Source organism: Cutibacterium avidum 44067, assembly GCF_000367205.1.
In the GTDB taxonomy this organism is placed as follows: Bacteria; Actinomycetota; Actinomycetes; order Propionibacteriales; family Propionibacteriaceae; genus Cutibacterium; species Cutibacterium avidum.
Genome location: NC_021064.1, coordinates 577,988 through 601,869 on the forward strand (window position 1 = coordinate 577,988; position 23,882 = coordinate 601,869).

12 protein-coding genes, 1 tRNA gene and 3 rRNA genes are annotated in these 23,882 nt (G+C 60.3%); 6 read left to right on the forward strand and 10 right to left on the reverse strand.

All coding sequences use genetic code 11. The features are described from left to right. Window positions 1-7: 7 nt before the first annotated feature. From PALO_RS02690 to PALO_RS02715, 6 genes are all read right to left on the reverse strand, one after another. Entirely contained in the window at window positions 8-886 is an 879-nt protein-coding gene (locus tag PALO_RS02690; RefSeq protein WP_004808821.1) for a carbohydrate ABC transporter permease, read from the reverse strand. Continuing rightward, the gene (locus PALO_RS02695; RefSeq protein ID WP_004808820.1) at window positions 883-1,929 is read right to left on the reverse strand and encodes a carbohydrate ABC transporter permease; all 1,047 of its coding nucleotides are present in this window, start codon (window positions 1,927-1,929) and stop codon (window positions 883-885) included. Before PALO_RS02695 ends, PALO_RS02690 begins: the two co-directional genes overlap by 4 nt. A gap of 112 nt (window positions 1,930-2,041) precedes the next feature. After that, the gene (locus tag PALO_RS02700; RefSeq protein WP_015582312.1) at window positions 2,042-3,355 is read right to left on the reverse strand and encodes an ABC transporter substrate-binding protein; all 1,314 of its coding nucleotides are present in this window, start codon (window positions 3,353-3,355) and stop codon (window positions 2,042-2,044) included. Between the two features lie 406 nt (window positions 3,356-3,761). Then, window positions 3,762-3,834 (reverse strand) — tRNA-Lys (locus tag PALO_RS02705). Between the two features lie 56 nt (window positions 3,835-3,890). Then, on the reverse strand, window positions 3,891-4,619 hold the full coding sequence (locus PALO_RS02710; RefSeq protein WP_015582313.1) for a type 1 glutamine amidotransferase: 729 nt from the start codon (window positions 4,617-4,619) through the stop codon (window positions 3,891-3,893). Beyond that, window positions 4,616-5,770, reverse strand: a complete 1,155-nt coding sequence (locus PALO_RS02715) for a Mur ligase family protein (protein ID WP_036910003.1) — start codon at window positions 5,768-5,770, stop codon at window positions 4,616-4,618. Before PALO_RS02715 ends, PALO_RS02710 begins: the two co-directional genes overlap by 4 nt. Window positions 5,771-6,103: 333 nt before the next feature. On the opposite strand from PALO_RS02715, the gene PALO_RS02720 reads away from it, so the two are divergent. The 6 genes from PALO_RS02720 (at window position 6,104) to rrf (ending at window position 17,314) form a co-directional block, all read left to right on the forward strand. Beyond that, window positions 6,104-6,700 (forward strand): hypothetical protein, encoded by a 597-nt coding sequence (locus tag PALO_RS02720; RefSeq protein WP_015582315.1) that lies wholly within the window; start codon window positions 6,104-6,106, stop codon window positions 6,698-6,700. Beyond that, window positions 6,690-8,282, forward strand: a complete 1,593-nt coding sequence (locus PALO_RS02725; protein ID WP_015582316.1) for a Y-family DNA polymerase — start codon at window positions 6,690-6,692, stop codon at window positions 8,280-8,282. Before PALO_RS02720 ends, PALO_RS02725 begins: the two co-directional genes overlap by 11 nt. 5 nt (window positions 8,283-8,287) lie before the next feature. Continuing rightward, window positions 8,288-11,677: an error-prone DNA polymerase gene (locus tag PALO_RS02730; RefSeq protein ID WP_244834301.1), complete on the forward strand. Its 3,390-nt coding sequence runs from the start codon at window positions 8,288-8,290 to the stop codon at window positions 11,675-11,677. A 531-nt stretch (window positions 11,678-12,208) separates the two neighbouring features. Continuing rightward, a 16S ribosomal RNA gene (locus PALO_RS02735) occupies window positions 12,209-13,731 on the forward strand. 270 nt (window positions 13,732-14,001) lie between these two features. Next, window positions 14,002-17,086: ribosomal RNA gene (locus PALO_RS02740) — 23S ribosomal RNA — on the forward strand. 111 nt (window positions 17,087-17,197) lie between these two features. Next, a 5S ribosomal RNA gene (rrf, locus tag PALO_RS02745) occupies window positions 17,198-17,314 on the forward strand. Together the 16S, 23S and 5S rRNA genes form the textbook arrangement of a ribosomal RNA operon. A gap of 629 nt (window positions 17,315-17,943) precedes the next feature. On the opposite strand, the gene PALO_RS02750 is transcribed toward rrf, so the two are convergent. The 4 genes from PALO_RS02750 to PALO_RS02765 form a co-directional block, all read right to left on the reverse strand. Continuing rightward, window positions 17,944-19,326: a hypothetical protein gene (locus PALO_RS02750; protein WP_414146285.1), complete on the reverse strand. Its 1,383-nt coding sequence runs from the start codon at window positions 19,324-19,326 to the stop codon at window positions 17,944-17,946. Window positions 19,327-19,503: 177 nt separating this feature from the next. Further along, window positions 19,504-20,538: a glycoside hydrolase family 3 N-terminal domain-containing protein gene (locus tag PALO_RS02755; RefSeq protein WP_015582319.1), complete on the reverse strand. Its 1,035-nt coding sequence runs from the start codon at window positions 20,536-20,538 to the stop codon at window positions 19,504-19,506. 264 nt (window positions 20,539-20,802) lie between these two features. Then, entirely contained in the window at window positions 20,803-22,308 is a 1,506-nt protein-coding gene (locus PALO_RS02760) for a serine/threonine-protein kinase (RefSeq protein WP_015582320.1), read from the reverse strand. 76 nt (window positions 22,309-22,384) lie between these two features. Next, window positions 22,385-23,806, reverse strand: coding sequence for an amino acid permease (locus PALO_RS02765; RefSeq protein ID WP_036979915.1), 1,422 nt, complete (start codon window positions 23,804-23,806; stop codon window positions 22,385-22,387). Window positions 23,807-23,882 lie beyond the last annotated feature (76 nt).

Genomic DNA, 23,882 nt, shown 5'->3' on the forward strand with positions numbered 1-23,882 from the left:
GCAGGTATCACTTGAGACCACCGGCAGCCAGACCAGCGACGATCCGGCGCTGGAAGACCAGCACCATGATGACTAGCGGCACCGTCATGATGACGCCGGCGGCCATCTGGGAACCGAACGGGGTGTTGAACTGGGAAGCACCGGTGAACTTCGACAGCAGCACCGTGGCAGGTTCCATCTTCGGGTCGTTGATCATCGTGACGGCGACGAGGAACTCGTTCCACGCACCGATGAAGACGATGATCGCCGTGGTGAAGATGCCGGGGGCAGCCAGCGGCAGGATGATTTTGCGGAATGCCTGGGCGGGGGAGCAGCCATCGATCATCGCGGCTTGCTCCAGCTCGTCGGGCATCTGCTTGAAGAACGTCGTCAGGTTCCACACGGCCAGAGGCAGTGAGAAGGACAGATCGGGGATGATCATGGCTTGGTAGGTGTTGATCCAGTGCCATGCCGAGAAGTTCTTCAGCAACGGGACGATGATGGCCACCAGTGGGAACATCGACGTCGCAATGATGAGGATGAGGAATCCGCCCTTGCCACGAAAGTCCAGCCGTGCGAGGGCGTAGGAGGCGAAGGTGGCGATGAGCAGGGCAATGATCGTCACCGAGATCGAGACGATGAGCGAGTTCCCCAGCCCGCGCAGGAAGTTGTTGTTTGGCTGGAAGACGGCCTGGTAGTTTTCCAGCGACGGGTGAGCTGGCCACCACGTGTTGTCGAAGATCTCGTTGTCAGGACGCAGCGAGGACACGACCATCCAGTAGAAGGGTGCCAGGCAGTAGACGACGATGAGGACGATGCCGATGACCGGCAGTACCTTGACCCAGGCGTTCTTGTGGTGGGTCTCCTGATCGATGGCTCCCGGTGCAGTTGCAGTAGCGGTGCTCATGACGACACCTCCTTGCCACTCGAAGCTGCGGCTTGTGCAGCGTTGGCCTTCTCCCGGGCACGACGTCCACCAGGGCGTCCGCCATTGACGAAGGTGGTGGCCTTCATCTTCTTGCGCTTGTGCTCGTCACCGACGAGATCGGCGCCGAGGATCTTGATGAAGGCAAATGCGATGATGAACACGTAGAGGAACAGGATGATCGCGTACGCTGCGGCCGCGCCGTACCTCAGGTTCGAGGCCTCGTCCTGGACCAGCATCGACAGCGTCTCGACCGACTTCCTGCGCGGGCCGACGAGGATGAACGGCAGGTCGAACATGCGCAGGGCATCGAGGGTCCGGAACAGCACGGCGACGACCAAGGCCGGTTTGACCAATGGCAAGGTGATCGAGACAAATCTCTTCCAGGCATTGGCGCCATCGACCTTGGCGGCCTCGTAGACCTCGGTGGGAATTACCTGGAGACCTGCCAGTGTCAACAGACCGATGTACGGGGCGGTCTTCCAGACGTCGGCGATGATGATCGACCACTTGGCCGTCCAGTTGCCCGAGGCCCACATGATGTGCTGACCGAGGATGGCGTTGGCGACACCGTTCTGGTTGAAGATCCATCCCCACAAAATGGCGGAGACCGCTGTAGGGATGGCCCAGGGGACGAGGATGGCGGCTCGGACGACGCCTCGTCCAGCGATCGCCCGATGCATGATGAGCGCCATGATGACGCCCAGGACGGTCTCGAGAACGACCGTGACGACACCGAAGAGGGTGGTGTTCCAGAACGCGTTCCAGAATCGATCTCCGGAGCCGGTGAAGATGTCGGTGAAGTTCTTCATCCCGACGAACGGCTCGGTGTCGTTGACGAATCCAGTTTCGGGATCCAGACCGGGCTGGCCATAGAGGGCCTGCTTCACCGATTGGATGACTGGGATGACGATGACGATCGTCAGAGCGATGAGGGTTGGCGTGATGAGAGCCAAGGCCAGGTGTTCCTGGGCCCTGGCCCGAGAAGACCGGTTGTTGGTCTTCTCCACTGCTGCAGTGGTCATGTGAAGCTCCTTGTCCCCGGCGTTGTCCGCCGGGTGGTGCGAGCGATGTCATGGATACGGCGGGGTGAGTGACCCGCCCCGCCGTACTCATGCGGTTAGTTCTGCGTGACGATCAATTCTTGATGATCGTCTTCAGCTTGTCGGCCAGCTGCTTGGCAGCACTTTCGGCGTCCGTCTTGCCCTGGAGAGCTGGGTAGATGGCGTCCTGGATGGCCGCGGTGACATCACCGTAGGCGACGGCATGCGGACGGCCCTTGGCGCTGTCCAGAGAGGCCTTCAGGGTTGGCAGGTACGGGAGCTTCTTGACGTTCTCGTCCTTGGTGTACAACTCGCCGTAGATCGGTGCGTTGGACTGCTTCTCGAGGTTGTACTGCTCGGACTCCTGGTTGGTCCACCACTTGACGAACTTGAGGGCCGTGGCCTTGTTCTTGCAGTTGGTGGTGATGGCGCAGTTGTGGCCGCCCAGGGTCGGCATGTAGTCCTTGCCGTCGATGGAGGGCAGCGGGGCGACGCCGAACTTGTCGGGTCCGAGCTCCTTCATGTCGTTGCCGTACTGGTAAGGCCAGTTGCGCAGGAAGAGGACCTTGCCGGACTCGAAGCCGTTACGGCTGTCCTCCTCCTTCCACTCCAGGGCTGCGGTCGGGATGAGCTTGGACTTGAAGGCGTCGACGGCGGTCTGGATGCCCTTGATGGACTCGGGGGAGTCGACGGTCACCTTTCCGGAGTCGTCGACGATCGCACCACCACAGGTGTTGATGAATTCAGAGATGTTGCAGGTGAGGCCCTCGTACTTGGCCCACTGGCCGCCGAACCCACCGATGTCCTGCATGCCGGGGAGCTTGCGGACGGTCTCGGTGGCCTTCTTGACGTCTTCCCAGGTCTTGGGAACCTCGACCTTGGCCTTCTCGAGGAAGTCCTTGCGGTAGTACATGATCGAGGCGTCAGTGACATACGGAACGGCGAACTGCTTGCCGCGGTACGAACCGGTCTCCCACACCGAGTCAATGACGCCTTCGGGCTTCATGTCCTGCGGGATCTCCACGATCCATCGGTTGGCCGCGAACTCGGCAACCCACACCAGGTCGAGGCCAATGACGTCGTAGGCGGCAGAGTTCGTCTGAGCGGCGTTGATGAAGGACTGACGCTGCTGGTCGGCCTCCGAGGACAGCTCGATGAGAGTGACCTTCTCCTTGGGGTACTTCTTGTTCCACTCATCAATGCGCTTCTGGACCATTCCACCGGAGAAGTCCTTGCCCTGCACCCAGCTGATGGGGCCCTCACCAGTGAAGTCTGCCCCCTTGGCTGCGGGCTTGTTGGATCCGGAGTCCTTCGAGTCTCCGTTGGAACAAGCTGCCAAGGCACCGAGCGCCAGTGCTCCGACGGAGCCCTGGATGAAGGCCCGGCGGGAGTGTGTGTAGTGCGTCATGTGACTTCTTCCTCCTTGAACTGGGCGATGTCGACAGCGACATCACGTACGCATCAGCGATTTCCTGCAGGTGCGATAGGTCACAACCTCAGACAGGATATTACACCGACTGTCCGGTATGTGTGCACGTCGTTTTGTGATGAACCTGAATGATTGTGCACGACAAGTGGGATTGAGGGGCGTTCCCTCCACCGGGGTGGCCAGAGCGGTGTTGGTAGATGACTGGATCAGTCTGAATCGTTGTGGAAGGAGGGTATTGCTCCGATCCGAGCGGTGTCCTGGGATTGCCGTTTGCTGGTGGCTGGACAATCTCTGACATCGGGAGAAGGTAGACTAGGGGCACAGAATGTGAACATGAAGGAAGCCGTTCCACCCTGTCTCCAGGATGAAACGGCTTCCGTTCCGGTGCGCCGCCAGGGACTCGAACCCTGAACCCGCTGATTAAGAGTCAGCTGCTCTGCCAATTGAGCTAGCAGCGCCGGCGAGAAAAAACACTAGCGGACTTCGGCCAAGATGCAAAACCGAGGTGACGAGTTCATGGCCGGCCGGTGCGTGCGGCATCGATTCGACGCTGTCTCAACGCCGTGATCTCGGGCAGGTCGAGGGGCTCCAAATGGTGTCCTAGAGCTATTTCGAGCACATGGTCGGCGAGTTGAGGGTTGCGTGCGAGAACCGGTCCGTGCGGGTAGGTGCCGATGACACGATCCTGCACGGCTCCTTCGTCGCGACGGTTGCCGTTGCCCCAACCAACCTCGACAGCAGCCAGCGGCTTGGCGTCAGAACCAAGTTCTGTCCAGCCGCCGTGGTTCTCGAAACCGGTGATCGGGCAGGTGTTCCCGTCGGGCTGGGTCCAGATGTGTAGAACCTCCCCGACGGCACGCTCCGGGCCGCGTCGGGTCTCGGCGTCGAGAAGCCCGAGCCCCGCAATGACCTCGTCACGGGCTCCGATGGTGAAGGACTTGCCACAGATCTGGTAGCCGGCGCACACCGCGAAGAGCATTGCGCCGTCGTCGAGGGCGGTGAACAGTCCGCCATCGGCCTTGAGTTCTCGGACAGCGGTGATCTGGGCGGTGTCCTCGCCGCCTCCTAGCAGATAGATGGCCCCGTCAGTGGGCACCTTCTGGCCGGGCTCGACGGTGACGAGCTCGGCGTCGATACCGCGCCATTGCAGCCTCTTGGTGAGGACGACGGCATTGCCGTGGTCGCCGTAAATACCCAGCAGGGACTGGTACAGCAGGATGATCTTGGGACGGTCGGTGTTCATGCCAGTCCTCCGAGTCGGCGCAGTTTCTGGAAGGGGGTGTAGGTCGACAGCACGTCGATGGGATGGTCAGAGTCCCATTTGCCGGCCAGCAGTGGGGAGCTGAGGGCCTGGGCGAGACCCTCGATGACGACGTGCTTCACACCGGCGTATTGCAGCCTTACGGCCAGGTCGAGGGCACGCGGGCCGGTGCAGATGACGGTTCGTCCGACCAGCTGCTCGTAATCAACGTCCCACAGCCAGGAGACGTCCTTGCCGTCGGCAGCCACCGCATCGATGGCAAGGATCAGCGGATCGGAGGTCGTCAGCGGCAGGGATTCGGTCCAGCCGGCGGGATTCTTCGACAGCAGTAGGCGGCAATGGGTGCCGCTGATGGTGCAGGTGGCATAGCGGCCGGCGGGGGACTCCACCGTGGCGATCCCGCGCAGCGCGTCCTCGGGCTGGATGCTCATGTGGATGGCCGCGGCAAGGGCACAGGTGGCGTTGGTGAGGTTGAAGGAACCGGGCACCTGGACATCGAGGTGGAATCGTCTCCCGGAGGCCTCGACGGCGTCGTGGTCCTCTACCCACCAGTCGGCAGCAGGCTGACTCAGCTCACATCCGGGGCAATCCCATCCGTCCTCGCCATGGGTGAGAACGGCGTCGCAGTTGGGACACAGCGTCGAGTCAGCGGTCCAGCGAGGCTTGGTGTCCACCCAGATGACCTGACGAGCCTTCTGGCACACCCACACGATGAGTGGGTCGCAGGCATTGGCGACCACTGTCGGGCCATGCTCGGCGGCCCCCTCCAGGGCAGCGCGCCAGTCGCGTCCCAGGAAGGTCAGTTCGTGGTTACGGTCGAGCTGGTCACGGCTGAAGTTGAGCAGGACCAGTACTTCCGGGTTGCCCATCGCGACGACGTCGGCGACGACTCTCTCGTCGGTCTCCAACACGGCGATGGTGGCGTCAGGGGCTTCTCCCAGGGCCGAGACGATGCCGTGATGCAGGTTGGCCCCATCGGCATTGGTGACGACGTTTCGTTGGCCGTCAGGAGTCCCAGCTTTCACCGCGGCGGTGAGGAAATGGGTCGTCGTGGTCTTGCCGTTGGTGCCGGTGACACTGGCGACGCGACGGTCTGCCAGCAGCTCGGGCAAGGCGCGGGGAGCCAACGTCATCGTCACCCGACCACGGATTGATGCTCCTGAGCCCCTCCCGGCCAGGCGAGAGGCTGTTGCAGCTGTCCTCCCGGCCAGCAGGGCCAGTTGCAGCCGCGGGGAGGTGCGGTGTCTTCCAGGTGACGAGGTCATGGTCCCAATCATGGCAGGAAGGGGGGACGGTCCTGGTGTGATCTGCCGACGACGAGGAGGTTTCTACGGTCTCCAAAAACTGGTTGACAAGGTTGTTCGTTGTTGTTCCAGATGGGTGTCGGGAAACCTGTCGGGCACGCGTGTCACGGTAATTTCCGTCAGCTACGAGGGGCTGACGAGTGCCGGACGAGGGGGTGCGTGATGGTTGACATCGAGGAGTTGGTGAGCCGTGGTGTCGATGGTCTGGAGGTTCCCAACGGACATGCCATCCACCCGTTGCTTCAGCCTCTTTTCCCCGGTGGACTCATGCCCGCGGTGTACCGGCTGGATGGTGCGTCCTCAGTCGGGCTGGGGCTTCTCACCCATGGCTGGTGTGGGGTGGTCGGACTTCCCGAGCTCAGTGTCGAGGCGGCTCGGCAGTGGGGGGTTGAATTGTCGCGGTTGGTGCTCGTGCCCCATCCGGGGAACTGGCTTGAGACGGTGGCCACCCTCGTCGAGGGCCTTGACGTCGTTCTCGCCGCGGCCCCACCACCATTGCCGATGACGGCCAGCAGACGATTGACGGCCAGGCTGCGTTCTCGGGGCTCGACCTTGGTGGTGCTGGGACCGTGGCCCAACCCTGCTGCTCGAATTGACGTCCGCACCATGGGGTGGCAAGGGCTCGGCCAGGGGTATGGCTGTTTGTCGGCTCAGGAACTTGAGGTGACGGTGGTGAGGCATCACCACAACCATTCCGTGCGGCTCGTTCGTACCGGTACCGGGGTGCATCCTGCCGAGGAGGTGACTGATGTTTGCTGAACGGCTCAGTGCAGCCCCGGTTCGTGTCCTCATGGCAGTGATTCCCGGGTGGCGAATCGTGGCGGCGTCTCGACGTCAGTCTGGGGATGCCCCTCTTCTGGTCGTCGATCGCGGGGTCGTCGTCGACTGCTGTTCCCGGGCAGCCGAGGAAGGAGTGGTCCCTGGTTTGCGAGTGAGAGCTGCCCAGCTGCGCTGTCCAGACGCCGTTGTCGTGTCTCACGATCCTGCCTCTGAGGAGATCCTCTTCGACGAGGTGGTTCGCGAGATTGAGAGGTCAGTGGCGCCTTCGGTCCACGTGGTGCGACCAGGGGTGGCCGCGGTGGCTGCTCGCGGAGTTGCTCGTTTCTATGGTGGGGAACGCGCCGCTGCGCAGCGCATGTCCGAGGTGCTGACTCGGATCGGGTACGCGGATGCGGGAATTTCGGTGGCGGACGGACTGTTCGCAGCAGAGGTGGCTGCCACCGATGTGGCCGGCCCCGAGAGTCATGACCCGAGGATCCTCAGTCCCAGGACGTCCAGGGACTTCCTGGCTCCCCGCGACGTCTCGGTTCTGGCGCGTACCGGACAAGCCGATGAGGCATTGGTTCGGACCTTGCGCCAGCTCGGTCTGACGACTGTTGGCTCCTTCGCCGGTCTGGACCGTCAACATGTCGTCCAGCGGTTCGCAGAGGCCGGTCAGCGCGCCCACGACTGGGCACGTGGCATGGATGTCACGGTGCTGTCGGCACACCGGCCCGAGGACGACGATGCCATGGAAGTCGTCCTTGACGATCCGGAACCTTTCGGCGCACAGGTGGTGACCGTGGTGCGTCCTGTGGTGGAGGAGTTCATGGCAAATTTGGCAGCCGACGGCCGGGTTTGTTCCCAAGCTCGCATTCTCATCCGGGCCACTGCTGGGTTGTCTGAGCGCACCTGGCGTCAACCGTGGCAATTCAGCGGTGATGATCTGTTGGCTCGACTGTCCCGTCAGCTCGACGACCTTTCCCGGGGCATTGGCGAGTTCGGTGCTGATGAGTTCTGCCAGTCCGGTGTTGAGGCGGTGCGGATCGTTCCCACCATCCATCGTGCGGGTGAGGCTGCCGAGGGATTGTTTGGTGCCAGGCCCGCCGAGCATCTCGTCCACATCATCTCCCAGTTGCAGGAGAAGCTGGGCCCCGAGGGGGTTCTGATGGGGAAAGTCGATGGTGGCCGGATGCTCAGGGACCGACGCCGACTGATTCCTTTCGGGACGGTTGCCGAGGACGCGCGTCCGGTGGATCGCCCCTGGCCGGGCCACCTCGACGGCCCTGCTCCCGGGATCGTGTATTCCCGTCCGCTGCCAGCTCGGTTGGAGACGACTGACGGTATGCCACTGACGACGTCGTCCGACCTACCGTCGATCAGCCCTGGATGGTTTCATGACGGCACGTCGCGACGGCGTGTCATCGCGTGGGCCGGGCCATGGCCGGTGCACCAGAGGTGGTGGAGCACCCCGGCCGTCTCCGTTGAGCGAGTGCAGCTGGTCACCGAGGACCAACAGGCGTGGGTGTTAGCGGGATCGGCTGACCGTTGGTGGGTCGAGGCTCGTTACGACGAGGCGTGATCGGGGTGAGTTACCACAATCCTCCGATTCCGTGGCGAGAGTTGGAAAGACGCATCTCGGGACGGCGTCCTCCCAATGGTCATCAGGACAGCCATGCTGATCAGACCGGTTATCGCCGCGTCCGTAAACCCTTTGACCGTCATCCCCTCCGACCCGAGGGGCCGGTGGTGCCCTATGCCGAGCTGCACTGTCACTCCTCCTACAGCTTTCTTGACGGTGCCTCCAGCCCGGAGGACCTCGTCACCCGGGCGGTGGAGTTGGGGTTGTCAGGGCTGGCCCTGACCGATCATGACGGCCTCTACGGAGTCGTCAGGATGGCTGAAGCGGCTGAAACCTGTGGCCTTCCCACCATCATCGGGTCGGAGTTGTCCATCGGGGTGCCGGGACCTCAGAACGGGGTCGCCGATCCGGTGGGCAGTCATCTGCTCGTGTTGGCCAACGGTCCGGAGGGGTATCGCCGCTTGGCAGGCGCCCTCACCGACGCCTATCTGGCCGAGGGAGGGCAGAAAGGTCATCCGGTCCATGATCTTAATCATCTGGCCGAGGTGGCCGACGGGCACTGGACTGTCCTCACCGGGTGTCGCAAAGGAGCAGTGAGACAAGGGCTGGCCAGGGGAGTGCCGCAGGCCGAGGCCGAGCTTCATCACCTGATTGATCTCTTCGGCACTGACAACGTCCTGGTCGAGCTGACCGATCATCGCGCTCCCACCAATTCCCGTGACAACGACGTCCTCGCTGAGCTGGCGGGTCGTCACGGCCTGACAACAGTGGCGACGACAGCTGCCCACTACGCCAGTGCTGAACAGTTCGAGCTGGCCTGCGCTCTGTCAGCGGTGCGAGCTCGACGCAGTCTTGACGAGATGGACGGCTGGCTTCCTCCTGGCCCGGTGGCGAGGCTGCGTAGCGGGGTGGAGATGGCAGATCTGTTCAGCCGTCATCGAGATGCGGTGGACAACACTGTGGCGGTGGCTGAGAGGACGGCTTTTCAACTGAGGTCGGTGCGTCCGGGTCTGCCCGATCAGAAGGTGCCCGAAGGTCACACTCCCATCAGTTGGCTGCGTCATCTGGTGGAGGAGGGGCGTCAGGGCTGCTATGGGGACGATCCGGCGGCCAAGGACCGACTGGCCACGGAACTCGATCTCATCGAAGCCCGAGACTTTGCCGGCTACTTCCTCATCGTCTCCGACATCGTGAAGTTCGCCCGCTCCCAGGGGATCTTGTGTCAAGGACGTGGATCAGCGGCGGCCTCGGCAGTTTGTTACGTGTTGGGCATCACCGTTGTCGACCCGGTGTTTTACGGGCTGCCTTTCGAGCGGTTCCTGTCGGTGCTGCGCGAGGAGGAGCCCGACATCGACGTCGACTTCGACGCCCGACGTCGCGAGGAGGTCATCCAGTACGTCTATGCCAAGTATGGACGGCGCAATGCCGCTCAGGTGGCCGGCGTCTTCACCTATCGGCCGCGCAGCGCCATCCGTGACATGGCCAAAGCTCTCGGCTATTCCCAAGGACAGCAGGACGCGTGGTCCCGTCAGGTGGAGAGAGGATCGGTATCATCCCTCTCCCAGGACTCTGACGGTCCCGAGATTCCTGACGACGTCGTCGCCCTCGCCCAGCAGGTGATGGGGCTACCGCGGCACCTGGGCATCCACTCGGCCGGAATGGTGCTGACCCAGGAACCAGTGGAACGCATCTGTCCGATCGAGCCAGCCCGGATGCCTGGTCGCACGGTGCTGCAGTGGGATAAGGAGGACTGTGCCTGGATGGGGTTGGTGAAGTTCGACCTGCTGGGGTTGGGAATGCTCTCGGCACTGAGTATTTCCTTCGATCTCATCTCCCGGCACTGCGGACGCTCTTGGACCCTGGCGTCGATCCCGCGTAATGAGCCCGGGATCTACGACATGTTGTGCCGCGGTGACAGCATCGGTATCTTCCAGGTGGAGAGCCGGGCCCAGATCGGCACCTTGCCTCGGCTCAAGCCACGGTGTTTCTATGACTTGGCCGTGGAGATCGGACTCATCCGCCCTGGCCCGGTGCAGGGAGGGGCAGTGCATCCCTACATCAGACGACGCACGGGTGCTGAACCGATCACTTATCCCCACCCTCTGCTTGAACCAGTGCTCAAGCGCACCCTGGGGATCCCGCTCTTCCAGGAGCAGCTCATGCAAATGGCCACGACAGTCGGCAATTGCACGGCTGCTGACGCTGACCTGCTGCGTCGAGCGATGGGGTCCAAACGTGGGGTGGAGCGCATTGACTCCCTGCGTGCCAAGCTCTTCGAGGGGATGGCAGCCAATGGGATTGACGACGTCACTGCCCAGGACATTTATGCCCGCATCGAGTCTTTCGCAAATTTTGGATTTGCCGAGTCTCATGCCTTGAGCTTCGCCGGACTGGTCTATACCTCAGCCTGGGTCAAGCTGCATTACCCAGCGGCTTATCTTGCGGCCCTGCTGCGCAGCCAACCGATGGGGTTCTATTCCCCGGCGACTCTGGTGGCTGATGCTCGACGACATGGTGTGGTGACTCGACGTCCAGATCTGACGAAGTCGTCAGTAGGAGCTGACATGGAACTGCTGGGTTCCCGTGACGGTGGTGTCGAGACGGGGACGGACGACTGCCTTCATGACCACGAGGAGTCCGAGATCGGTCCTTTTGATCCCAGACGTGATGACGGTGGCCATCGTCGAGACACCTACTTCGCGGTGCGGCTCGGCCTCTCTGACGTCTCCGGCATCAGTGCCGAGACAGCCACCCGGATTATTGAAGAGCGGGACCGCGAACCTTTCACCAGCCTCGACGATCTCGCTCGTCGGGTTGAACTGAGTGAGGAAGAGGTGGAGGCCCTCGCCCTGGCCGGTGCTTTCGACGACCTGGTGGGTTCCAGACGCGGTGCTCTGTGGCAAATCGGTCAGATCGACGGTGTGGCACCGGGCCAGCTGGATGTTCAGGTGGCGACCCAACCGCCTTTGCTTCCCGAACCCACTCAGCTGGATCTCCTAGGTGACGATATCCGTGCCACCGGAATCAGCACAGCAGACCATCCTGTTCGCCACGTCCGGAGCGTCCTTGATCGACGAGGTGTGGTCCGAGTTGATCGGCTGGGCGACGTCGAGGCTGGACGGCGTATAGAAGTTGCTGGAGTCGTCACCCACAGACAGAGACCTGGGACAGCGGGGGGAGTGACCTTCCTCAACGTGGAGGACGAAACAGGCCTGCTCAACGTCATCGTCACTCCGGGTGCATGGAAGCATCACCGACGTGTGGCCCGGACGTCGCGAGCTTTGGTGGTGCGGGGGATCTTGGAAAGAAGCGACGGGGGAGTGACGAGTTTGCAAGCAGATCGGTTGGAAGCTCTCGATTTATCAGTACCTACGAGATCCCGTGACTTCCACTGAACAGCCTCTGGCAAGGGGATATGCCGACAGCGGCAACCTAATTTGCGTCATCGTTCATCCATGTGTAATGTTTTCCGAGCTGTCAGGGGCTGCTTGAAGCGGCTCCTAGATGGCAGCCGAACTGGATCTCAGTCCGATAGATTTGATAGTCGGGGTTGATCTGGTAAGGTTGATCGGGTCGCTGCTTTCGGGTGGTGGTTTGGTTTTCGGCTGGTTTTGCTGGCTGGTTCTGATTCTGCGGGTTTTTGCGGGGTTGGGGTTGGTGTGGTAGGGTTGGTCGGGTCGCCTTGGGGTGGTCCTGCTTGTGATGGGTGGGGTTGTTCTGGTGGGTGTGATGCTTGAGAACTCAACAGTGTGTCTTTGATAGTCAATGATTTTTGATGCATTTATGGATGTGTCGGATTTGTTTATGAATTCCTTTGTGATTCTGGACATGGACTGATTTTTTTGGTCAGTGTTTGGGGTTAGTGTTTTGGATTCTCTTGTGACATCGTTTGCCTGCATTGTTGTGTGTGGGTGGGTGATATTTTTTCATTGGAGAGTTTGATCCTGGCTCAGGACGAACGCTGGCGGCGTGCTTAACACATGCAAGTCGAACGGAAAGGCCCCTTTGGGGGTACTCGAGTGGCGAACGGGTGAGTAACACGTGAGTAACCTGCCCTTGACTTCGGGATAACTTCAGGAAACTGGGGCTAATACCGGATAGGAATCCTTGCTGCATGGTGGGGGTTGGAAAGCTTCGGCGGTTTTGGATGGACTCGCGGCTTATCAGCTTGTTGGTGGGGTAGTGGCTTACCAAGGCTTTGACGGGTAGCCGGCCTGAGAGGGCGACCGGCCACATTGGGACTGAGATACGGCCCAGACTCCTACGGGAGGCAGCAGTGGGGAATATTGCACAATGGGCGGAAGCCTGATGCAGCAACGCCGCGTGCGGGATGACGGCCTTCGGGTTGTAAACCGCTTTCAGCAGGGGCGAAGCTTGTGGTGACGGTACCTGCAGAAGAAGCACCGGCTAACTACGTGCCAGCAGCCGCGGTGATACGTAGGGTGCGAGCGTTGTCCGGATTTATTGGGCGTAAAGAGCTCGTAGGTGGTTGATTGCGTCGGAAGTGAAAACTTGGGGCTTAACCCTGAGCGTGCTTTCGATACGGGTTGACTTGAGGAAGGTAGGGGAGAATGGAATTCCTGGTGGAGCGGTGGAATGCGCAGATATCAGGAGGAACACCAGTGGCGAAGGCGGTTCTCTGGACCTTTCCTGACGCTGAGGAGCGAAAGCGTGGGGAGCGAACAGGCTTAGATACCCTGGTAGTCCACGCTGTAAACGGTGGGTACTAGGTGTGGGGTCCATTCCACGGATTCCGTGCCGTAGCTAACGCATTAAGTACCCCGCCTGGGGAGTACGGCCGCAAGGCTAAAACTCAAAGGAATTGACGGGGCCCCGCACAAGCGGCGGAGCATGCGGATTAATTCGATGCAACGCGAAGAACCTTACCTGGGTTTGACATGGACTGGGAGTGCTCAGAGATGGGTATGCCTCCTTGTGGGGCTGGTTCACAGGTGGTGCATGGCTGTCGTCAGCTCGTGTCGTGAGATGTTGGGTTAAGTCCCGCAACGAGCGCAACCCTCGTTCACTGTTGCCAGCACGTTATGGTGGGGACTCAGTGGAGACCGCCGGGGTCAACTCGGAGGAAGGTGGGGATGACGTCAAGTCATCATGCCCCTTATGTCCAGGGCTTCACGCATGCTACAATGGCCGGTACAAAGAGTTGCGAGCCTGTGAGGGTGAGCGAATCTCGGAAAGCCGGTCTCAGTTCGGATTGGGGTCTGCAACTCGACCCCATGAAGTCGGAGTCGCTAGTAATCGCAGATCAGCAACGCTGCGGTGAATACGTTCCCGGGGCTTGTACACACCGCCCGTCAAGTCATGAAAGTCGGTAACACCCGAAGCCGGTGGCCTAACCTGTGTGGGGGAGCCGTCGAAGGTGGGACTGGTAATTAGGACTAAGTCGTAACAAGGTAGCCGTACCGGAAGGTGCGGCTGGATCACCTCCTTTCTAAGGAGCAAGTTTTGGTTGTGGCATTGTTCGAGTCGTCCCGTGTGGGGTGATGGTAATGGTGTCGTGCTTCTTGTGGAACATTGGCGTCCTGTTGTTGTGATGGGGTTGGGGGCATGCTGTTGGGGTTCTGGGGTATCACACTGTGTGTGGTGGCCTGGTGCGGTGATGCGTCATCTGTCTGTTGTGGACGGTGGTGTGTTGATTCGTGTGGTGGTTGAGAACTGTATAGTGGATGCGAGCATCTTAATTTTTTGTGTCTTGTGCGTTGTGCAAGTTGTTAAGTGCGATCGGTGGATGCCTTGGCACCAAGAGCCGATGAAGGACGTTGTAACCTGCGATAAGCCCTGGGGAGTTGGTAAACGAGCTGTGATCCGGGGGTGTCCGAATGGGGAAACCTGGAATGTCCGGAGTAGTGTCCGGTGACCCTGCCCTGAATGTATAGGGGTGTGGGAGGTAACGCGGGGAAGTGAAACATCTTAGTACCCGTAGGAAGAGAAAACAACCGTGATTCCGTGAGTAGTGGCGAGCGAAAGTGGATGAGGCTAAACCGTGTGTGTGTTCAAGCCGGCAGGTGTTGCATGTGCGGGGTTGTGGGGGCCTTTTGGTTCTGCTGCCGCAGGATTGGCCAGTGATAAATGTTGCGTGAAGGTGAAGCGTCTGGGAAGGCGTACCGGAGTGGGTGAGAGTCCCGTAACTGTAAGCGTGGCACTGGTGAGGGTTGCCCCAAGTAGCGTGGAACTCGTGGAATTTCGCGTGAATCTGGCGGGACCACCCGTCAAGCCTAAATACTCCTTGGTGACCGATAGTGGATTAGTACCGTGAGGGAATGGTGAAAAGTACCCCGGGAGGGGAGTGAAATAGTACCTGAAACCGGTCGCATACAAGCCGTCAGAGCCTTGTGGGGTGATGGCGTGCCTTTTGAAGAATGAGCCTGCGAGTTAGTGATGCGTGGCGAGGTTAACCTGTGTGGGGGAGTCGTAGCGAAAGCGAGTCTGATAAGGGCGTGAGTCGCGTGTTCTAGACCCGAAGCGGTGTGATCTATCCATGGCCAGGATGAAGCGTCGGTAAGACGTCGTGGAGGTCCGAACCCACTTCAGTTGAAAATGGAGGGGATGAGCTGTGGATAGGGGTGAAAGGCCAATCAAACACCGTGATAGCTGGTTCTCCCCGAAATGCATTTAGGTGCAGCGTTGCGTGGTTCTTGTCGGAGGTAGAGCACTGGATGGTCTAGGGGGCCTATCAGCTTACCGAAATCAGCCAAACTCCGAATGCCGGCAAGTGGAGCGTGGCAGTGAGACGGCGGGGGATAAGCTTCGTCGTCGAGAGGGAAACAGCCCAGATCATCAGCTAAGGCCCCTAAGTGGTAGCTCAGTGGAAAAGGATGTGGAGTTGCGCAGACAGCCAGGAGGTTGGCTTGGAAGCAGCCATCCTTGAAAGAGTGCGTAATAGCTCACTGGTCAAGTGATTCCGCGCCGACAATGTAGCGGGGCTTAAGTTATCCGCCGAAGCTGTGGCAAACCCGTTTTGCGGGTTTGGGTAGGGGAGCGTCCTGTGTGAGGTGAAGCTGCCGGGTGACCGTGTGGTGGATTGTGCGGGAGTGAGAATGCAGGCATGAGTAGCGAATGACGGGTGAAAAACCCGTCCGCCGATTATCCAAGGGTTCCAGGGTCAAGTTAATCTGCCCTGGGTGAGTCGGGGCCTAAGGCGAGGCCGACAGGCGTAGTCGATGGATAACCAGTTGATATTCTGGTACCGGCTTGTCACCGTCCGTGTCGAGGTGTGTGATGCTAAGCGTGCGAGCCTGCCATTGTGATGTCTTTGATGTTGTGGTGGTGTGGTGAGTGTGTGAACCGATCATGTAGTAGGCAAGCTGCGGAGGGACGCAGGGAGGTAGCTCATCCCCGGCGATGGTTGTCCGGGGCTAAATGTGTGGACCGTCTGGTAGGTAAATCCGCTGGGCATATGGTTGAGGCATGATGGCGAGCCCACGTGTGTGGGTGAGTGAGTGATCCTGTACTGTCGAGAAAATCTTCGTGAGCGAGGTGGCTGGTCCGCCCGTACCCTAAACCGACACTGGTGGATAGGTAGAGTATACCGAGGCGATCGAGATCATCATGGTGAAGGAACTCGGCAAAATGCCCCCGTAACTTCGGGATAAGGGGGACCTGAACTGTCAAGGCCTGTACGGCTGGTAGCAGTGAGGGGCGCAGAGACCAGGGGGAAACGACTGTTTACCAAAAACACAGGTCCGTGCGAAGTCGTAAGACGATGTATACGGACTGACTCCTGCCCGGTGCTGGAAGGTTAAGGGGAACTGTTAGCGTTGGCGAAGCGGTGAACTTAAGCCCCAGTAAACGGCGGTGGTAACTATAACCATCCTAAGGTAGCGAAATTCCTTGTCGGGTAAGTTCCGACCTGCACGAATGGAGTAACGATTTCCCTACTGTCTCCACCATGAACTCGGTGAAATTGCAGTACGAGTAAAGATGCTCGTTACGCGCAGCAGGACGGAAAGACCCCGGGACCTTTACTATAGTTTGGTATTGGTGATTGGGACGACTTGTGTAGGATAGGTGGGAGACTGTGAAGTGGCCACGCTAGTGGTTGTGGAGTCATTGTTGAAATACCACTCTGGTCGTTCTGGTTATCTAACTTTGGGCCGTGATCCGGTTCAGGGACAGTGCCTGATGGGTAGTTTGACTGGGGCGGTCGCCTCCTAAAAGGTAACGGAGGCGCCCAAAGGTTCCCTCATCCTGGTTGGTAATCAGGTGTTGAGTGTAAGTGCACAAGGGGGCTTGACTGTGAGACTGACAGGTCGAGCAGGGACGAAAGTCGGGACTAGTGATCTGACGGTGGCTTGTGGACGCGCCGTCACTCAACGGATAAAAGGTACCCCGGGGATAACAGGCTGATCTTGCCCGAGCGCTCATAGCGACGGCATGGTTTGGCACCTCGATGTCGGCTCGTCGCATCCTGGGGCTGGAGTCGGTCCCAAGGGTTGGGCTGTTCGCCCATTAAAGCGGCACGCGAGCTGGGTTCAGAACGTCGTGAGACAGTTCGGTCCCTATCCGCTGCGCGCGGAGGAATCTTGAGAAGGGCTGTCCTTAGTACGAGAGGACCGGGACGGACTGACCTCTGGTGTGCCAGTTGTTCTGCCAAGGGCATGGCTGGTTGGCTACGTCGGGTTGTGATAACCGCTGAAAGCATCTAAGCGGGAAGCACGCTTCAAGATGAGGGTTCCTGCAGATGAATCTGGTAAGGTCTCCGGTAGACGACCGGGTTGATAGGCCAGGCGTGGACGCATCGTAAGGTGTGGAGCTGACTGGTACTAATAGACCGAGGACTTACACAACATTCGCACGCGTACACAAAAGCGTTTTCGTATTGACTCGCATCCACTATATGGCTCCCAACCCCCACCCGAGGAGCACAACATACAGGCCTTCACAGGCCCCCCATATTTTCCGGTGGCCATAGCGGAAGGGAAACACCCGGTCCCATACCGAACCCGGTAGTTAAGCCTTCCAGCGCCGATGGTACTGCACGAGGGATCGTGTGGGAGAGTAGGACGCTGCCGGAATTATATTTTTGTGTGTGCGTGTGGAGACGAGGTTGATCCTTGTCTCCACACGCTTTTTTACACCCGCACACCCGACAGCCGGCGGGGTGACACCAATCAACCCCCCGGCCCCGTGCCGTCTACCCACAACCACCCACACCAACGACAGCCCCCAAACGTCAGATAGGTGGCTTAGGCCTCAGCACGGTTGGGAGATCGCTGGGTTACCGTCGACTCGAAGCATCGTCAGGCGATTGTTCATCCTCAAGATGGCCTCCCGTAATTGATGCCGTTTCCTCCAGAAGCGGGCTTTCTGCCTTCAAAACACGGGGTCAGGGTCTCTCGGCTGAGGCGGTAGCAACGCTGAGTCGAACTCAAGAACATGGGCCTTGAAGGCGACATGCATCCTCGGGGGAAAATGGCCGCAGTGCCTCCTTCCCCTGGCAACCGGGACCTGGACTCGCGTCCTCACCACGCTCGCGTACCGGCACATCGCCCCACTCGTGAGGTGCGGAGAAGCCGAGAGTGGCAAATGCATGGGTGGCGGCTGAGGTCCAGAGCCTGGGGCAGGAATGTCCCGACGAGAAAGTGAGGATACAAAACGTGGCCCTTCTCTGTGAGAAGGGCCACGTCAGTTTTGGAGGAGGTCGTCAGCAGGTAGTCGGGATGAAGCTGGAGTTCCTGATGATGTAGGCAACGACCCTGCCGCCGTTGAATAGGTAGTCGACTTCCTTGCCATCGCTGGAGAACGCAAGGGCCTTCTCGTATCCCATTCCATGGAAGTCCGAGGTGACGTCGGTCAGCTTGAGCTTGGAGTAGTCGGACCGCAGCTGTGCCTCGGTGATGCCGATCCGCGCACCGTTAGAGCTGGCGTTAGTACCACCAACGAACAGGTAGGCCTCGACATCGTCTCCGCTCGTCCATACTCCGCCGAGGAAGCCGTTGTAACGCGCATACACCGGGGTGTTGCGGGTACATACTCCGCTGACGCCGTCCGGGATGACATGGATCGTACCGGCGAGTTCCGCGGTGGACTTGTCTAGGTTAAGAGGTCCGACACCTGCCATATCGCCGAGTCGGATTGAGCCCTTCTTCGCCATGTCGTAGACGATTGCCGCATCGCACTGCTTGCTGCTCATGACCTGGCTGGCAGCGACAGCAGCCTTGTCTCCCAACACTTTGAGCATGGCATCGCAGTCATTGTCGTCAGCGATGACCCCGCCTTGGGGGAGAGGCTCCCAATGCCCTCCGTTCTTCCTCATGACGAGGTGGCCGCCATTGGGGCCGGCCGACTTGCCGTTGATGTTGAAGTTGGGTGCATACGCCACAGCGGCGTTCTGGCCGTCGGCGGCCAAGGAGACCCACTGGACCTGGGCGTCGGGCGCGTTGAAGAGCTGTCGCACGAGGTCCGGCGTCGGCGTGACCGAGGCATTGTTCGGAACGCTCGGCTTCGGTGCGGCTGGTGTTGATGCTGTCGATGAAGCGGTCGCCGTCGACGTCGAGGTAACCGTCACCTCTGGGGTCGGGGTGTGGGAGGCTGACGCGGCAGGCTTGGAGGCCGGCGCGGGGACTGCCTTCGTCGCATCATCATTCTTGGGCTTGAGGAAGTAGAAGAGGCCAACTCCCAGAGCCACGACGAGGACTGCGGCGACGGCAATGATCCAGTACTGGCTCTTACGTTTCGGCTGGGGCTCATCGCTGAAGGGGATGCCGCCTATCGACTCATTAACGTCTGGGCGATCAGCGGCAGTCGTACCCGCCAGTCCTGCGGACCCGTCAGGCAGGTACTCGGTGGCCTGTTGGGCGGGTTGGCCTTCCCAGCTTTCCTGACTGGGCTGCTGTTCCCAACCTTGCTGCGGGTACTGGGCGTTCCAGCCGTCATACTGACCTGTCTGAGGATTCCACTCTGGCGCGTTACCGCCCTGCGGATACTGGTTCCAGTCCTGCGGGTACTGGCCGTTCGGGAAGTCACCCTGCTGCGGATACTGCTGATCGGCGTAGGGGGTTTGCGAACCGTCCGGCTCGGCAGAGATCTGTTGTGTCGCGTCGTTGTTCTCTGGCAGCTCCTGGGTGGGTTCATGACTCTGCCCCTCAGCAGAGCCTGAATCGGACTGCTCAGAGATCAGCTCTGTCTCATTGTCGTCAGAGTGCGAATCGTCGGGGTGGTTCCCCTTGTCGAATCCATCGTCAGCCACGATTCATTCTCCCTCTCAGCGTGTCAGTGAATGCGCCAGTTTGACGTTGATGACATGGCGAGCAGCGTCACTGAGACGCTTCTTGCCTGACGAGGACGCCGCCATCGACGTCAACGCCTGAATCATGGGGCCTGCCAGGCCAGGATCGGCAGTAATCGCCAGGTCACCGCCAGCAGACACGAATCTGCTTGCACGGCGTCCACCGTCGACCGAGAACACCGACACTGAGCTACCCAGGTCATCTGAAACGATGAGGCCCTGGTATCCGAAGTCGCCGCGAAGCATGTCGGTCATAACCTTCGACGAGAATAACGCGAGAGTTCCTGGATCGATCTTCGAGTAGGTCGCGGAGGCGATCATGACCGCTTCAGACCCAGCATTGAATGCCATTCGGAACGATTCGAGATACGGGTCATGGCGAATTGTCTTGTGGTCGGTAATTCCGTCAGCTTTGAAATCCGTGTCCTCGATGATGCGCCCAATTCCGGGGAAATGCTTGGCCGTCGGGATGATCCCGGCCTTGCGATGCCCCGCAATAACGGAGGCCGCGTACCGGCCACACGTCTGAGGATCGGTGCCGAACCCACGATGGTGCTTGGCGATCGGCTTGTTCTTGACGCCAAGTTCAGGATCGATGACGTCAGCGACGGGGGAGAAGATCATGTGGACGCCGAGGTCGGCGAGTTGGCGGGCACCTCTCGTCACCACCGACTGAGCTTTGGCCGGGGGCATCCGGGCCAGAGCTTCCTGGCTCGGCAGCCGGTCGACTCCCGGAATCCGGATGTTCTGAACCTCGCCGCCCTCATGGTCGCTCGCGACGATGGGCTTGATGCCGTGCGGGCTGACACTGTTGACGGCGTCAAGCATGGCCTCGAGCTTCGACTTCTTGGTCCAATGACCCAAGATGAAGATGCCGGCAAGGCACTTGGAGTCAATGAGGTTGGCGATGTACTCCGGAGAATCTGAGGGAACCACCCCGACGAGAATGCACTGACCAGCACGCTCTTCGAGCGACATATCCGCCACGATATGGGCGGCCCGTGGATCCATCGGGATTGGGGTCACCTTCTCCGTCGCCGTCGGCGTCGAGGTAGAGCTCGGGGTAGGGGTGGGGGTGGCTGAGGACGGGCTGGGAGTTGGCGTGTCAGACGGAGACGACGACGTCACGGGTGCAGGCGAGGGTGATTCGGCTGGGGGCTCGGCTTTTGAAACGCAGCCAGCCAATGGTGCGCTCAAAGCGGCTGTGATGATTGTTCGGCGTCTCATGGTCGCAGTATTCCACAGCTTTTCCATTGTTGACAGTGACCAAGAAGGTTACCTCGGAATGACGAGGTACACCTCCAAATCGATGTTACTACAGTCGAGGTATTCGCCGACAACATTGCAGAAGAACTTGTGAGAGCGCCCAGTTTGCGGGTTTCGCGTACTGACAAAGAAGTTCGACGGATGATTCGGCGGCACTAACTGAGCGAGGTTCAGAGCCAAGGAGCAATCCGTACGCGTGTTGGCGACCCATGTGCCCGGACCACACTCGGAGGCCCCGGCGGGGAGGTCGACGTGGGCGGGGACGCTGACCTGGGCGGGAGCCGGGGGCGGTGCAGCGGTGGTCGTTACTGTGGCATGGGCCGTTACTGTTCGCATCGGTCTGACCTCAGGCGTCTGGCTGGGTGCCGGGGTCGCGGTATGAATTGGCTGAGCGGTGGCCTCGGAATGAGATCCGGGCATCCCTTTGAGATAGACGAACGCTTCGGCTCCGACCAACAGAAGCAAAGCCAACAGAGCGATGAACCATCCAGCGTCGCTGCCGCGCTGGTTTGTCGCCGCATGTGCTGCTGGCGCGGACGGAGCCGGGGTTGCCATGCTCACCGCTGACGGAGGCCGCGTCGCCGAGGGCGCCGAGTACGGTGGAACCGGTCGTGGCGGCGCAATCGGGGCTGGCGGCGTTGGAGGAGGCGGTAGCGGACGAGGTACAACGAGCTGGACCGGCGGTCCGCCGTCGAGCCATGAGCGCAGCTCAGATGCCAGTAACTCCGCACTGGCAGGGCGTCCGGCCGGATCAGGCGCCAGACACGTCATGATGGTGTTCCACAGTCGTGGATCAACCCCGGGAATGTGGTCCGGGGGTTGGTCACGCAGAATATTTCCAGCTGAATCTGCCTGGAACGGAACGCGGCCGGCCAGCAATTGGTACAAGGTGACGCCGAAGGAATAGAGGTCGCTTGCCGCCAACGGCGTTCGTCCTGCAGCTACTTCTGGAGCCTGATAGTAGGGAGTCCCGACGATTTCGTGCGGATTGCCTGAAGCGACCATTTCCGAGACGCCGAAATCTGTGATTCGTGCCCCACGGACCTCCTCTCGGTCCTCGATGAGGATATTTGCCGGTTTGATGTCGAGGTGACGAATGCCGACCCGGTGAATCGCGGTAAGGGCCTGGCACACTTCGATTCCCAGGCAGACCGCCGTGGCTGGCTCGAGGCGGTGGTCGGGCATGGACTCCAGCACGTGCGCAAGGTCGGGGCCGTCAACCAATTCCATGATGATGGCGAAGGTGGAGGACTCGACGACCATGTCAGTCACCCGGACGACCGCGTCGTCGGCGACGGTCATCAGGATGTCGCGCTCCTGGATGAAGCGCCTCGTCGCGCCTTTGTCATTCGTCAGTTCGGGTTTGAGGACCTTGATGGCTCGAGGTGACCCGTCGTTGAGATCATGCCCACGCCAAACCGTTCCCATCGAGCCTTGGCCGAGCACCTCGTCGAGGATGTAATGGCTGCCAATTTGACGTACTGTCGACCCGCCGGTGGCGTCCTCCTCGGACATGATTCACCCCTTTAATGATCGCTCGGCAACCACTCTCACTGTAGCGACCACGGCACGGCCGAGGACATAGTGGCCCTCAGTCGGTGACGTCTTCCAAGTCGTCACTGTGGGACCGACGACGCACGATCACCCAGGCGATGCCGAGCACGATGAACCACACGGGGGTGGCAAGGAGAGCCTGGCGGGTGTCGTCAGCCCCAGCCAGAAGGACGACGACAAAGACGAAGAAGGCCAGGACAACCCACGGCATGAAATGGGCCCCAGGCATCGGGTAGATCGACTCGGCATGGGCCTGCGGGTTACGGCGCACGTGCACGATGTAGCTGACGAGGATCATGCTCCACACGAAGATGAACAGCACGGCGGAGACCGTCGTCACCAGGGTGAAGGCCCCCATCACGGTGTCTTTCGCGGCAAGAATGAGGGCCGAACCAATGAGGATGACGGTGCACACCAGGCCCCAACCGGGGACGCCATTGCGGGTGAGTTTGCCGAAGGCCCTCGTCGCCATGCCCTTGTGGGCCAGTCCGTAGAGCATCCGAGAGGTCGAATAGACCCCGGAGTTGGCGCTGGATGCGGCAGACGTGAGAACGACGAAGTTCATGATGCCGGCAGCCGCGGTGAAACCGACGAGTCCGAACATCTGGACGAACGGCGAGGAGTCCTTCTCGATGAGATTCCACGGGATGACACACATCATGGCGAGCAGGGCAACCACATAGAACACCAGGACGCGCACGGGGACGGCATTGATGGCCTTGGGCATGGTCTTGCGGGGATCACGGGTTTCCGCGGAGGTAGTACCGACCAACTCGATGCCCACGTAGGCGAAAACAGCAATCTGGAAGCCGCCGAAGAATCCGCTCCAGCCCTTCGGCGCGAATCCGCCATGGGTCCACAGGTTCGACACCGAGGCCTTGTATCCGCCCGGCGAGGTGAACCCCATGATGATGAGCACCACAGCCACGACGATGAGGATGCCGATCGCGACAATCTTGATGAGCGCAAACCAGAATTCAAGCTCACCAAAGAGCTTCACCGTGAGCAGGTTGAGGACCAGCAGGAGAAGCAAGGTGGCCGCGGTGAGGATGAAGGCCCACATTCGGTCGTGGGTCCAGTAACCCCAATATGAGGTGATGGCGATGACGTCAGCCATACCCGTGACGACCCAACACAACCAGTACGACCAGCCGAGGAAGAATCCCGCCCAAGGGCCCAGGAGATCAGCCGCGAAATCCTGGAAGGACTTCCACTGCAGGTTGTGCAGCAACAGCTCGCCCATGGCCCTCATGACGAAGAAGAGCATCGTGCCGATCACGAGATAGGCAACCACGATGCTCGGGCCCGAGGTGTTGATGGACTTTCCGGACCCCATGAACAGGCCGGTTCCGATGGCGCCACCGATGGCGATCAGCTGAATGTGGCGGTTGCTCAGGCTGCGGCGCAGGTGCTGCATGTCTCCAGCCACATCGTTGTTCTCGCGGTTCATGGGGAGGATTGTTACGCGAGAAGGGGCCAAGTACAGCGTGTCATCTCGCATTGTGCGACTACTGTCCGATCTTCGGCATTCCGGG

Excerpts from the sequence above, each read along its gene's own strand:
- PALO_RS02725 (WP_015582316.1), top strand. The coding sequence starts at position 6,690 with ATGTTTGCTGAACGGCTCAGTGCAGCCCCGGTTCGTGTCCTCATGGCA.
- PALO_RS02700 (WP_015582312.1), bottom strand. The coding sequence starts at position 3,355 with ATGACGCACTACACACACTCCCGCCGGGCCTTCATCCAGGGCTCCGTC.
- PALO_RS02710 (WP_015582313.1), bottom strand. The coding sequence starts at position 4,619 with ATGAACACCGACCGTCCCAAGATCATCCTGCTGTACCAGTCCCTGCTG.
- PALO_RS02690 (WP_004808821.1), bottom strand. The coding sequence starts at position 886 with ATGAGCACCGCTACTGCAACTGCACCGGGAGCCATCGATCAGGAGACC.
- PALO_RS02720 (WP_015582315.1), top strand. The coding sequence starts at position 6,104 with ATGGTTGACATCGAGGAGTTGGTGAGCCGTGGTGTCGATGGTCTGGAG.
- PALO_RS02715 (WP_036910003.1), bottom strand. The coding sequence starts at position 5,770 with ATGACGTTGGCTCCCCGCGCCTTGCCCGAGCTGCTGGCAGACCGTCGC.
- PALO_RS02755 (WP_015582319.1), bottom strand. The coding sequence starts at position 20,538 with ATGGATCCACGGGCCGCCCATATCGTGGCGGATATGTCGCTCGAAGAG.
- PALO_RS02695 (WP_004808820.1), bottom strand. The coding sequence starts at position 1,929 with ATGACCACTGCAGCAGTGGAGAAGACCAACAACCGGTCTTCTCGGGCC.
- PALO_RS02760 (WP_015582320.1), bottom strand. The coding sequence starts at position 22,308 with ATGTCCGAGGAGGACGCCACCGGCGGGTCGACAGTACGTCAAATTGGC.